Annotated in this window: 9 protein-coding genes; 2 read left to right on the top strand and 7 right to left on the bottom strand. The window is 40.1% G+C overall.

Annotated elements, in window-relative coordinates; translation table 11 throughout:
* Positions 1-204: 204 nt before the first annotated feature.
* The 7 genes from UB32_RS06735 to nagA all read right to left on the bottom strand — a co-directional run bounded on the left by UB32_RS06735 (position 205) and on the right by nagA (position 9,743).
* A complete protein-coding gene (locus tag UB32_RS06735; protein WP_044392273.1) occupies positions 205-1,893 on the bottom strand; it encodes a serine hydrolase domain-containing protein in 1,689 nt (562 codons plus the stop codon).
* A 22-nt stretch (positions 1,894-1,915) separates the two neighbouring features.
* Entirely contained in the window at positions 1,916-3,178 is a 1,263-nt protein-coding gene (locus UB32_RS06740) for an exo-beta-N-acetylmuramidase NamZ family protein (RefSeq protein ID WP_044392275.1), read from the bottom strand.
* A gap of 135 nt (positions 3,179-3,313) precedes the next feature.
* Entirely contained in the window at positions 3,314-5,419 is a 2,106-nt protein-coding gene (locus UB32_RS06745) for a glycoside hydrolase family 3 protein (RefSeq protein WP_044392277.1), read from the bottom strand.
* 712 nt (positions 5,420-6,131) lie between these two features.
* A complete protein-coding gene (murQ, locus tag UB32_RS06750) occupies positions 6,132-7,031 on the bottom strand; it encodes an N-acetylmuramic acid 6-phosphate etherase (RefSeq protein ID WP_044392278.1) in 900 nt (299 codons plus the stop codon).
* Positions 7,032-7,049: 18 nt separating this feature from the next.
* Entirely contained in the window at positions 7,050-7,775 is a 726-nt protein-coding gene (locus tag UB32_RS06755) for a GntR family transcriptional regulator (protein ID WP_044392280.1), read from the bottom strand.
* 31 nt (positions 7,776-7,806) lie between these two features.
* Positions 7,807-8,556, bottom strand: coding sequence for a glucosamine-6-phosphate deaminase (gene nagB / locus UB32_RS06760; protein WP_044392282.1), 750 nt, complete (start codon positions 8,554-8,556; stop codon positions 7,807-7,809).
* A complete protein-coding gene (nagA, locus tag UB32_RS06765) occupies positions 8,553-9,743 on the bottom strand; it encodes an N-acetylglucosamine-6-phosphate deacetylase (protein WP_044392283.1) in 1,191 nt (396 codons plus the stop codon). Before nagA ends, nagB begins: the two co-directional genes overlap by 4 nt.
* A 323-nt stretch (positions 9,744-10,066) precedes the next feature.
* Between nagA and nagE the strand changes: the two genes are divergently transcribed.
* Positions 10,067-11,527: an N-acetylglucosamine-specific PTS transporter subunit IIBC gene (gene nagE, locus UB32_RS06770; RefSeq protein ID WP_044392285.1), complete on the top strand. Its 1,461-nt coding sequence runs from the start codon at positions 10,067-10,069 to the stop codon at positions 11,525-11,527.
* Between the two features lie 85 nt (positions 11,528-11,612).
* Positions 11,613-12,527 (top strand): PEP phosphonomutase, encoded by a 915-nt coding sequence (locus tag UB32_RS06775; RefSeq protein WP_044392287.1) that lies wholly within the window; start codon positions 11,613-11,615, stop codon positions 12,525-12,527.
* Positions 12,528-13,086 lie beyond the last annotated feature (559 nt).

Below are 13,086 nucleotides of genomic sequence, written 5' to 3' on the forward strand. Positions count from 1 at the left end.
CGATAAGTCGAGAAGCCCCCACTTCAAGCGACCTGTAAGGGTGGTAAGTGGTGGGAGTAGTTCACGACCCAATCCTTATAGAGAGGCCCTGTTCTCCCGTTGCACCAATTCTCTTTTCTTACAAGCGATGAGGGGCACTCATTTGGTAGACTATTTTTTGTATTACTCTTACAAACCAAAGGTGAGGGAATTACCCTCACCAGATTAATAGTTTCTTAGTTCCCAACCGTCATTTGAGAATTCTAGATGGATTGTTTCTCCATTAGATCGTGTGATTGACGGATTATAAACATACCAGCCTCTTCGGTTTGTATTAGTATCCGTATCATATCGGAACCTGATATATTTTGTATGCTCTGTTATGTTAAATTTATTCGTTTTCCATTCTGAGCTACCAGTATAAGTCTCGGCAACCGTCCAATTGTCGCCATCCACCGACGTTTCTACTAGGCCAAAGTCATAGCCATCTTCTAATCGATACCAAGTATCAAAAGATAGTGTAGCTTCTGCTTCCAAATCCACCTCTGCTGTTAGCGCGCTATTCAGGTTACTTCCATAACCAGAGAACCAAGCATCATCCTTGTTCGGAATAGCTACCGGTATGGCGTCAGCTACTTGACGCGCAAATTGACGACGCGCCGAATTCGTTGATGGTGTTGACCTGGATGGATGAACACGGTTGGTTAATAGGATAGCAATGGTGTTGTTTTGTTTATTAATTACCATCGATGTTCCTGTATAACCTGTATGTCCAATCGAATTACCAAATAAAGCATCCATGTACCAGCCTTGATCAATTTCGTAACCGAGTCCATGGCTATTAGCCGAGAATTCAGGGATTTGATTTTCAACTAGCAACTTCACCGTTTCTGGCTGAAGGATTTGTTTCCCACCATAACGCCCATCGTTGACAATAACATGAGCGAATTTAGCTAAATCCGTTGCTGTTGAAAAAATACCAGCATGACCAGCTACCCCGTCTAACGACCAAGCATTCTCATCATGAACTTCTCCCCATACAAGACCTCGATTAGGAAAGGCTTGGTATTCGGTCGCAGCAATTCTATTTTTCAGTTCGGAAGGAGGATTGTACATCGTATCTTTCATTCCTAGAGGCTTCGTTATATTCTCTGCAACGAATTGATCCAATCTTTGACCGGACAAGCGTTCAACTAATGCGCCGAGCGTGATCATATTTAAATCACTATACGTGTACTTTTCTCCTGGTTGAATGCGTAACGGATAATTAAAGACATATTGAAGACGGTCCTCTCTTGTTTCCTCTTGGGCATAAAGCGGAACCCATGCAACAAACCCAGACGTATGGGTCAATAGTTGACTAATGGTCACCTCTTCTTTTCCATTTTGTGCAAACTCAGGGATATAGTTAGCCACAGGGTCTTGCAAGTCAAAATAACCTTGTTCATACAAAATCATTGCTGCTGTTGACGTAAACACTTTACTGATTGATGCTAAATCAAAAATTGTATCTTCTTGCATTAAAATCGGATGGTCCATTTCCGTCTTGATCCCATCAGTGTATTTTGCGGCATAACCATAGGCACCTTGTTGAACAATATGACCACGACGAGCCACGATCGTAACCGCACCTGGCATGACACCATCAGCTATCAAATCCGACATCACACTGTCAATTTCATCTAATGGCTGTTGAACCATTCCCGCTCCCCTAGCTAAACCAGGGTGAAGGACAGGTGAATTTACACCAGGGATATTCCATGAAAAGACTGGATGTGGCTTTTTAGAGGACGGTTTTTCCATCGGTATTTCTAGCGTTGGTTTTCCTTCTGATCCAAAAGCACTAACTGTCGGAAAGAAGATCGAACTACTTAAGACAAGCGAAGCTACGATTATCCCCTTTTTCTTATTCATATTAGCCTCCCTTTTTGTTGATTTAGTAGATTAGATACTCGGCACGAACTTGCTTAAACTCATCTAATCCTTCTTGCCATTGTGCTTGGATTTCTTCTACAGACTGGCCATTTTGAATGGCTTCTAGTACCCAACCGTTACCGATTAAGTTGTTGAAGAAGCTACGAAATTGTACATCTTCTGGATACAGATCGTTCATTGTTTTCACGATATGGAGACCAGTTTCTACCGGTTGGTACGCATCACGATCGGTTATGTGAATTTGAACACCATGTGTTAATTTACCAGCATTTTTAGAGAAGCTTGGGGTGAAGGATGCTGCTCTAAAAGTAACTCCTGGCAAGTTCAACTCATTTAATGTTGCCGCAAATTCAGTGCTGTTAATGAACGGTGCACCGAGTAACTCAAATGGTTGAGTTGTACCGCGACCTTCAGAAATATTCGTCGTACCTTCAATTAACGCTGCACCAGGATAAACTAGTGCTGTATCTAATGTTGGCATGTTTGGTGATGGCGCAACAAATTCTAATGGTGTTTCATCATAATACATATCACGATCCCAGCCACTCATCTCAACGACTGTAAGGTCTGCACCAATTTTGAACTCTTCATTAAATAACTTCGCTAACTCCCCAACAGTCATCCCGTGGCGAAGGGGAATAGGATAGTTACCAACGAAAGACTTATATTCCTCATCAAGGACTGGTCCTTCTACTTTTTCCCCACCAAGTGGATTTGGACGGTCTAATACAATAAATGGAATGTCATTTTCCTTAGCCGCTTCCATTGCATAAGCCATGGTGTAAATGTATGTGTAAAAACGAGTACCAACATCTTGAATGTCAAAAAGTAACACATCAATATCCGCTAACATTTCGGCTGTTGGCTTTCTTGTTGAACCATACAGGCTGTACACTGGTAATCCAGTGGGTTCATCTATATAAGATTTAATGTATGATCCAGCTTGAGCATCTCCGCGGACACCATGTTCTGGTCCATATAATGCAGTAAGTTCTACATCCGGATCATTTTGCAATAAATCTACAATGCTATTTAGCTTTTGATCCACACCGGTAGGATTCGTAATTAACCCAACCTTTTTGCCTGCGATTAAGTCTTTGTGGTCGCTTAGCAATGCTTCTACCCCAAGTTGAAACTTATGAGGATTTCCTACTCCTTTTTCATGACCGTACTGGTTCCCATTTCCATTGCCTGTTGCAAATACAGCAGAAAAAGATGTGGATACCATAGTGATTGCTATTATGGCAATTAACCATTTTTTCATTCGTACAACCCCTTTGTTTTTATTGAATTGCGATTGATTTATGAGCGTTCACTTGTGTTTTCTGGCGTTCAATAGGCTTTTTTTGGCGCCAATTTTCGAGCGCACACACTTTGTAGCTGCGTCCGTATAACAAATTTAGTAACTCAGCCCATGCCCAAACTCATACAGTCCAGGAATATCAATTGGTAATTGCCCTGTTGGGTTATTTTCTCCGAACAATGTTGCTGCTGTAGCTTCAAAACTTGCTGGTCTGAACCCGTATTGTGCAAGGTAAGCATCTACACCTGGATATGCCATGATGTCATATGGATTGCGAATGCCTAGACCAATTACTGGCGCATCCACTGCCTCTATAATTTGGTTTACCATTTGCATTTGTGGATGGTCCGGTGATTTCGTCCACAGGCTGTAAGAATAAGTACTTACAATAACTGCAGAAGCATTCTCTAGTTCAGCCAATTGATCAGCTGTTAGTAACTTTGCATGATTGATATGAACCGTATTTTCATGATGAGCAGCTACCGCATCATAAAGGCTACCACTAAAAGAACCTCCAATGACAACTATCTTTTCATCTTGCTTCACGTTCAACGGAAGTACATTTTCATTTTTCAAAAGTGTAATCGAACGCTCTGCTGCTTCCTTTTCCAGTTGTTTATGTGCTTCAGATCCGACTACTGCATTGGCATTAGCAATTTTCTCTTCGATTGGTTGTGGATTTTCTTCTTTCAAGATGCCACGCTTTACTTTTAACGTTAAAATTCTTTCGACTGACTGCTCGATACGTGATTCAGAAATTTCTCCTGATTCAACCGCATCCAATAGTCCCTCAGCAACTTCCGCAAGACCTACAGGCATTAGTACGATATCTGTTCCAGCTTTTACCGCGCGAATTGCTCCATCGACTGGACCAAAGTGATCGGAAATAGCTTTCATGTTCATCGCATCGGTGATGATTAGTCCGTCGTAGCCCATTTCTTCACGCATTAGTCCTGTTAATACTTTTTCAGAAAGTGTAGCAGGGATGGCAATTTCTGTTCCGTCTTTCGCTGAAATTACTTTTGTACCATCAATTTTAGGGAAAGTTACGTGAGCCGTCATGACAGCATCAATACCAGCATCCATCGCTTGTTGAAATGGAAATAATTCCACTTTCATTAAACGCTCTTTATCATGGGGAACTTCGGGTAAACCTAAGTGAGAGTCAACCGCTGTATCGCCGTGCCCAGGGAAGTGTTTAGCCGTTGCCGCTACGCCAGTACCTTGAAGTCCGTTGATATAAGCAACACCCAAATCCCCAACTAAAGTAGGATCACTACCAAATGAGCGGACACCAATAACTGGATTATCCGGGTTATTGTTTACATCTAAAACCGGAGCTAGGTTCATATTGATACCAAGTGCTGCTAGTTCTTCTCCAATTGCTTGACCTACGTTGCCAGCAATTTCTGTAGAACGTGTTGCACCTAATGCCATGTTACCTGGCATATCTGTTCCAGACTGAAGACGTGTAACAATTCCACCTTCTTGGTCAATCGTTAACAGCAGTCCAAATTTTTCAGCAGCCGCTTGATAGTCAGACACTAGTCTCGCTGTTTGTTCTGTTGTCACCACGTTTTCTCTGAAAAGAATCACACCACCAAGGTGATATTCTTTTACAAGCTGTTCGATTTCAGGAAGCATTTCCGTTACATTCGAACCGTTATAAATACGGAAATCCGGCATAAGCATTTGACCGATTTTCTCGTTAATCGTCATATTTGCAATCGCGTTTGAAATAACATCATAACGATCTCCCGTTTCTTTAACGACTTTAGCAACCGAAGCTGGCTTGCCTTTCGGGTTATTAGCATTTTTTGCATCGACTTTATTGTCTAAAGTAATTCTGTCTTCAAAGTTCCCATCAGTAACACTTATAAATGTTCTACCATTTTGGCCAGTAAAAGTGACATTCCCATTTTCGTCAATAGTAGCAACATTTTTGTTAGAAGATTTCCATTCTAAGTTTTCCGATACTGACAAAAATTGACCTTCATTATAGATATGAAGCGCCTTTAGCTGTATTTCCCCATCAGTTACATCTGGATTCACTTCCGGAACATTTTGATAAATAATTAAATCTGACACCTCATCATTTGCTGCTTTTTTTGCACCAACACTTGCCCCACCAACTAATAATTGGGACAGCATTAATACACCAACGAGCAATGATTTTAGGCTAGTTTTCGTACGCTTTTTCATAGAAAAGCCTCCTAGTCATTTGTTAGATTACGTCATTTGCTTGGTTGAATACATATGTGATTGGACTCTCGTGAGGAATGTAGCTAAGTAAAGTCTTATGGAGTATGGATCCTGGGCAAACTGAGTGAAAACCAGAATCGGGATTTTTCTGTGTAGTCATGCCGTGGTGGGAATCAAAGGATGTTCTTATAAAATTTTTAAAAACTCAACCTCCTTTTTAAGCGTTTTCATCTTTCATCACCAATCATACAATTACCATATATAGATGTCTATACCACTTTTATACTAATATCTATACCATTTTAAATGGTGAATAGTACCCGTTTCACTTAGGGATTTTGGCTGAACTATACAGCTTTAGCGATTTAGTCCAACAGAGAAATGGGTGTCTATAGAACTATATCGCAAAAAGATGCATATATATACCCTCTCCTAGTTTAGGTAATGGAATAAGAATCCGGCAGATTAACCACGGATCCTCATTCCACTATTAAGGAAAAAGGCGAGTAATTTTGATCTAGAAAAGGTAAATAACGGAACGAGAAACCACAAAATTTTTAAAGTGGTTCCTCATTCCGTTATAATAATGAGAACTATGAATTTAGGTTTGAAAGTACAATAAAAAAGGCGTGTGAATCTGTTGTCCATATACACAACCTCTTTTTAAAATCAAAACCCCTCCAAAACGGAACGGTTTACGTGGGCTAAATAATTAATCTTTCAAATAATTCATCATCGCATTTTTCAAATGGCCATTCGCTTTATCCAAATGAATGAGCGCTGTTTCAAGATCCGTACCAGTTACACCTATAAAAATGGCTGCTTTTAAATTTCGGTTACTTTTAACCATTAACGCTTGCGCCTCTGACTCTGACACATCTACTAATTCCATTAATGTCTGCTCGGCGCGCTTGACTAGTTTTTTATTAATCAACTGCATGTCTACCATTTGGTTTTGATAAACTTTTCCAAGACGGATCATGGTGGCTGTTGAAATCATATTTAACACTATTTTCTGTGCGGTTCCGGCTTTTAATCTAGTAGAGCCACGGATCACCTCTGGACCAACGACGACTTCTATCCCGCAGTCACTCCATTCCGATGAAATGGTGTCATGGTTGCAGCTAATGGAAATAGCTGTTGCACGAAGTTCTTTCGCATATTTAATCGCAGCAACAGAATATGGTGTGGAACCGCTAGCGCTAATTCCAATCACCACATCTTTTTCCCCAAAAGAATAACCATCTAATTCACGGACAACCACGTTCTCATCGTCTTCATGCTGTTCGAGTGGCTCCCACATTGCTTCTTTGCCACCTGCTACTAACCCAACCCAACGGCCTTCTTCGACGGAAAAAGTTGGTCCTAGTTCGACGGCATCCAATACTCCAAGTCGCCCGCTTGTACCAGCTCCGACTACAAACACGCGAGCACCTTGCATCCACTTTTCAACGATTAAATCAACCGCCTTGGCAACTTGGGGTAGTGCATTTTTCACGCCTTGTTCAATTGCTCGGTCTTCCTCTAGCATGAGCGAAACAATACCGAAAGAAGACATTTCATCTATTTTTAGACTATTTGTGTTCAATGATTCTGTTACTTTTTGTGTCATTTTACAAGCACTCCAAACTTAGAATCTCTTCAAATCAATCATAAATTTATATCGATCAGCTCGATACGTTGATTTCACTATTTCAAACACTGTATTATCTTCCAATTTGGAGCTGCGTTCCATGATCATTACCGGCGATAATTCTGGGATTTCTAACAATTTCACTTCTTCTTTGTTCGCAATGGAAGCTTCAATCACTTGTGTTCCACCAACGATTTTCATGTGTAACGTTTCTTCAACATAGTAATATAAAGAATTTTTAACAATCTCACTCGTTAAGCCTTGAACGAGATTGGCAGAGATATAGGTTCGTTCTAAAGCCATTGGGATATTTTCGGCTAACCGGATCCTTTTTATTTTATAGACTGGGCCGTGCTCTTGTATATTAAGCGCACTTGCTAATTTAGCGTCGGCGGGAATGATTTCAAAATTAATGAGTTTGCTACTCGCTTCCATCCCTCTTGCTTTCATATCTTCGGTAAAGCTTGTTAAGCCTTGAAGATTTTGCTCAAACTTCTGCTCCATGACGAATGTTCCTTTTCCTCTTACACGATAAAGGAAACGTTCGTTTACTAAATTAATAATCGCTTGTCTGACCGTCATTCTGCTAATCCCAAATTGCTCAGAATACTCGCGCTCTGATGGTAATGCATCACCAGGCTTCAATTGACCACTTTCTATTAGTTGTTTGATGGATTCTTCTAGCTGATGGTAAATCGGTATTGGGGAATTTTTATCAATCATTTGTCTTTCCTCCCAGAAAATCGGCCTACAGTTATTGTAAAAAAGTGGATGGGACTCTTGTATGCTTTAATACCGCTTCGTCAGCAATAATCGTAACATTCGGATGCTTTTTCAAAATAGAAGCTGGGAAGGATGGATCGATTTCTCCATTTAATAAACGATCTAACGCCTTACTTTTCTTTTCCCCAGAAACTATTAGCAGTATTTCTCTGCTTTTCATAATATTTGCGATGCCCATCGTTATTGCTTGTTTTGGTACCTCTTCCATTTTATCAAAAAACCTTGCATTTGCTTCACGTGTTGCTTGTGTAAGCTCAATCACGTGTGTGGTCGAGTCGAAGGCTGTACCTGGTTCGTTAAAGCCGATGTGACCATTACTTCCTAATCCAAGAAGCTGTAAATCAATCCCTCCACGGTCGGCAATTTTTTGTTCATACTCTTTGCACTCTTGTTCAAGGTCTGATGCCATTCCGTTCGGTATATTTATTTGCTGTTTTGGAATATCCACATGGTCGAATAAATGTTCCTTCATGTAATGATAATAACTATTTGGGTCTTCTGCTTTCACGCCAATGTATTCATCCAGATTGAACGTTGTAATATGCTGGTAGGTTGTATTATTTTTCTTATGATCTTGTACTAAGCATTTATACGTTTCTATCGGAGTCCCACCCGTTGCTAACCCAAGTGTTAAATCCGGCGCCTGCTTTATTTTATCTAAGAGATATGCAGCTGCTTTTTCACTCATGTTAGAGTAATCTTTTGCTGTTATCATTTTCATTTGTTTGTTTCTCCTTTCTGAAATGCCAGTTTTCCTTGGCAAAAAGTCATCACGACTTCGTTGTTTTTATCTAAAATAACGATATCGGCATCTTTTCCGATTGAAATGCTTCCTTTCCGTTCATACAATCCTAACTCTTTGGCCGCATTGGATGATGACATTAAAATCGCGTCCGCTACCGTACAGTCTGTGTATTCAATGATATTTTTAAACGCTTGCCCCATTCGCAACACACTACCAGCTAACGTTCCATCTGCTAGTACGGCTTTATTGTCGGTAACCGTTACTTCTTGACCACCTAAATCATAAATGCCATTTTTCAAACACTTGGCACGCATCGCATCGGTAATCAACATTAGTTTATCGGATGTTTTTTGACGATAAGCCAGCTGAACCGCCTCAGGCCTTGCATGCACGCCATCCGAAATGATTTCAACCATTAATTTGTCTTTAAGAAATGCTGCGCCGACCACACCTGGTTCACGGTGATGTAGACCGCTCATTTGATTGTATAAATGCGTAACATGGGACAATCCATGTTCGATCGCCTCTTCCACTTGTGAAAATGTTGCATCAGAATGACCAATCGAAGCAATAACATTATTATTTTTTAAATAGGTGATTAATTCGGCACCCCCAGGTTGTTCCGGGGCTAAAGTAACTAATTTAATATGACCATTGCTTAATGCTTGCCAGTCTTTAAACACTTGTAAATCTGGGTCGATAATATGGCTGGACGGTTGAGCACCAGCTTTATTTTTATTAATAAAAGGACCTTCCAGGTGAATGCCCACTACTTCTGCTTGCCCAGTCCTTTGGTGGTTGTCGATAAAATCAGCAACATTCTGAAGAGCCGCTTCAATCGCCGTTTTCTCTTGCGTAATCGTTGTCGCTAAAAAACAAGTGGTTCCTTCTGCCGGCAAAGAGGTTACCATTTTCTCTAATGCTTCTGTTGTTGCATCCATGGTGTCCGCACCATTAACGCCATGGATATGAACGTCAATCATCCCTGGAACCATTTTGGAACTTCTAGGCAATTGGATTACCTCATAGTCCTCACTAGTAGGAGAGTCTTCCATTTTTCCTATATCTTTAATTTGATTATCTTCTATGATTAAATAGCCATTTTCTATAACATCTGTTTCTGTATATATCGATGGATTTGTAATAAGGATCTTTTTTTTCATTCCCCACACCACACTTTATCAAATTTATATTTTTAGGATAGCACCATTAAATATAGTTGTCTATACATATAAACGCAAATTTTTCAAATGTCTATGCTAAATGTTACCGTTTTATGAATGAAACATAGTTTAAAATCAACATTGAAAACACTTACATTTATATTATTAAAATATTGAATATTGGTATAGACAACTATATTGCGTTATGCTAGAATACGGAAGAAGATATTAATTCCACACCAAAAAGGAAGGTGAAAGCGCTCACTTGTATTTTTTATTTTTTGAGTAAGTTTTATCTATTCTGATAAGGAGGTCGTTAAAAAATGATGAATTATTTTCAAAGACTTGGCCGTTCATTAATGTTACCGGTTGCAGTTTTACCAGCAGCGGCAATTTTAATGGGTATCGGTTATTGGATCGATCCTTCAGGTTGGGGTTCCGGAAGTGCTGTTGCAGCTTTCTTAATTAAAGCTGGTGCTTCGATTATTGATAACATCCCAATTTTATTTGCTGTTGGTGTTGCGCTTGGTATGGCAAAAGAACGTGATGGTTCTGCTGCACTTAGTGGTCTTGTTGCATTCCTTGTAACAACTACATTACTTTCACCTGGTTCGGTTGCAATGCTTCAAGGAATCGAAGCAGATGCGGTAAATCCGGCATTCGGAAAAATCAGTAATGCTTTTGTTGGTATCCTTTCTGGTATTATAGCTTCTATTATGTACAACCGGTTTAGTCACGTAAAATTACCGGATGCCTTAGCATTCTTTAGTGGGAAACGTTTAGTTCCAATTATGACTGCTGTATCTATGCTTGCTGCTTCTTTTGTATTACTCTTTGTATGGCCAGTTGTATATGGAGGATTGGTTTCCTTCGGTACAGGTATGGCTAGCTTAGGTTCTGTAGGTGCAGGGCTATATGGTTTCTTTAACCGTCTACTTATTCCAACTGGTTTACACCATGCCTTAAACTCTGTATTCTGGTTTGACGTTGCTGGTATCAATGACATTGGTAACTTCTGGTCTGGTAAAGGAGAAAAAGGTGTAACTGGTATGTATCAAGCAGGTTTCTTCCCTGTTATGATGTTTGGTCTTCCTGCAGCTGGTTTAGCGATGTATCATACAGCTAAAACAAAGCAGAAAAAGCAAGTTGCTTCTCTAATGTTAGCCGGTGGTTTCGCGTCATTCTTCACTGGTGTAACTGAGCCAATGGAATTCGCATTCATGTTCCTAGCTCCATTCTTATATGTTGTTCACGCTGCATTAACTGGTCTTTCTCTATTTATAGCTGCAACATTTCACTGGACAGCAGGTTTTGGTTTCAGTGCAGGTTTTGTTGACTTCGTATTAAGTTCAAGACTTCCATTAGCTAACATGCCGTTCATGTTAATACTACAAGGTCTTGTGTTCGCTGTAATTTACTACTTCTTGTTCCGTTTCTTGATTATTAAATTTGATATCAAGACTCCTGGACGGGAAGATGATGAAGTGGAAAGTGAAGATGGTGAAGGCGTTGTATTAACTGGTCAAGACAAAATCGCTGGTATGGCAGCTGAAATTTACGAAGGATTAGGTGGAGATGCTAACGTTGTTTCTGTTGACAACTGTGTGACTCGCTTACGTCTTGAAGTAAAAGATATGGACGCTGTCGATCAGAAGAAAATCAAAGCAACTGGTGTACCTGGAATCAACGTGGTTGGTAAAAACAACATCCAAGTAATCGTTGGAACTCAGGTACAATTCATTGCAGATGAAATTCATAACATCCGCAAAAAAAATAAGGCATAAATAATGAGTGAATGAAGTTCCTTAGTCACATGCGGTGAGTAGGGAACTTCTTCTTTTCCCATAACGAATTGTGAGGTGAAAGTAAATGAAACGTATTTTAAACTGTTTTGCATCCGATTTTAAACAACTAAAAGGAAAAGACCTATTACAATCGATTGCTGCTAGTGAAGGTAGAACGGTAGTTTCTGAGATTGTCGTTTCGGTACAACCGCTTTACTATGAAATTTCCAATCCGGAGATTGCAGCTGCTTTTGGTGCAGACCTATTATTACTTAATATGCTTGATGTTGAAAACCCTGCTATTGCAGGTGTGGATGCGGATGGACCTAAAGTGATTAAGCGGCTTAAGATGTTAACAGGAAGACCTGTTGGTGTCAATTTAGAGCCAGTTGATGTTAGTGCCGATGCTGCCGAAGAGTTACTTTCCTTACCTCTTGGACGAACAGCTGCTGAAAATTCTTTGGTCAAGGTAAAAGAACTTGGCTTAGACTTTGTTTGTTTGACTGGTAATCCGAAAACAGGTGTTACGAATGCAGAAATATTGAAGGCCATTGGTAGAGCCAAAGATGTGCTTGGCGATGATGCTTTCATCATTGCTGGTAAGATGCATGGAGCTGGAGTTAAGGGTGAGGCCGGGTCTTCTATCTTAAATGAAGAAACCATTAAAGCCTTTGTTGAAGCTGGGGCTGATGTTATCTTAATTCCGTCTCCAGGGACAGTACCAGGAATAACCGTGGAACGGGCGCATGAGTGGGTTTCTTTGGTACACCAGTACGGAGCATTAGCCATGTTAACCATTGGCACGAGCCAAGAAGGATCAGACTCAAATACCATCCGTCAAATTGCTTTACAAAATAAGATGGTCGGTGCTGACTTACACCATATCGGCGATGCCGGTTACACAGGTATTGCAATTCCTGAAAATATTATGGATTATTCTATTGCGATTCGCGGGAAGCGACATACGTATATTCGGATGGCTGGTTCGATTAATCGATAAAAGAAATAAGGCAAAGGGACATGGGGACAGGTTTATTGTCCCATTTCTATTTGTATATCCGATATCTTGTTAGGCTCTTTCCTGTTCCTTTTACATTAAAATCCACAGGACAAAATTAAAATCCTGATAAAGCAATTTGTAAATAAAACCCTGTAAACAATTTGGTTATTCATATTAGTAAACGAGCGAATTTGGCTATATTCCATCCGAAATGGGGTATGGCAAATTACAAAAGATTCGTTCCACCAAGAGGTTACGGTACCAATTTCACAAGTTGGATTTGGATGAAACCAGTATTATCAAGGGTCTTGGATTTTTGTCTGTTGGCTCTAACACAAAAAAATATTCGGGATAGCGGCAGGTAATCTGGTGGGACATGGTTCCTGTCCCTGCGTCCCTTCGTCGAAGCCCATAACGGAAAGGTTGTATTAATCAGTATAGTTTAGCAAGGATCGATATTTCGTGTGATACTTCTGCGACTTCAATAAGAAACTCGCCACCAACTAGCAGTGACGAGCATGATGTATAATGGATTATAATTTATCTAATTCTGTTTGAA

The organism is Mesobacillus subterraneus (assembly GCF_000934845.1).
In the GTDB taxonomy this organism is placed as follows: Bacteria; Bacillota; Bacilli; order Bacillales; family Cytobacillaceae; genus Mesobacillus; species Mesobacillus stamsii.

Excerpts from the sequence above, each read along its gene's own strand:
- UB32_RS06735 (WP_044392273.1), bottom strand. The coding sequence starts at position 1,893 with ATGAATAAGAAAAAGGGGATAATCGTAGCTTCGCTTGTCTTAAGTAGT.
- UB32_RS06740 (WP_044392275.1), bottom strand. The coding sequence starts at position 3,178 with ATGAAAAAATGGTTAATTGCCATAATAGCAATCACTATGGTATCCACA.
- UB32_RS06745 (WP_044392277.1), bottom strand. The coding sequence starts at position 5,419 with ATGAAAAAGCGTACGAAAACTAGCCTAAAATCATTGCTCGTTGGTGTA.
- murQ (WP_044392278.1), bottom strand. The coding sequence starts at position 7,031 with ATGACACAAAAAGTAACAGAATCATTGAACACAAATAGTCTAAAAATA.
- UB32_RS06755 (WP_044392280.1), bottom strand. The coding sequence starts at position 7,775 with ATGATTGATAAAAATTCCCCAATACCGATTTACCATCAGCTAGAAGAA.
- nagB (WP_044392282.1), bottom strand. The coding sequence starts at position 8,556 with ATGAAAATGATAACAGCAAAAGATTACTCTAACATGAGTGAAAAAGCA.
- nagA (WP_044392283.1), bottom strand. The coding sequence starts at position 9,743 with ATGAAAAAAAAGATCCTTATTACAAATCCATCGATATATACAGAAACA.
- nagE (WP_044392285.1), top strand. The coding sequence starts at position 10,067 with ATGATGAATTATTTTCAAAGACTTGGCCGTTCATTAATGTTACCGGTT.
- UB32_RS06775 (WP_044392287.1), top strand. The coding sequence starts at position 11,613 with ATGAAACGTATTTTAAACTGTTTTGCATCCGATTTTAAACAACTAAAA.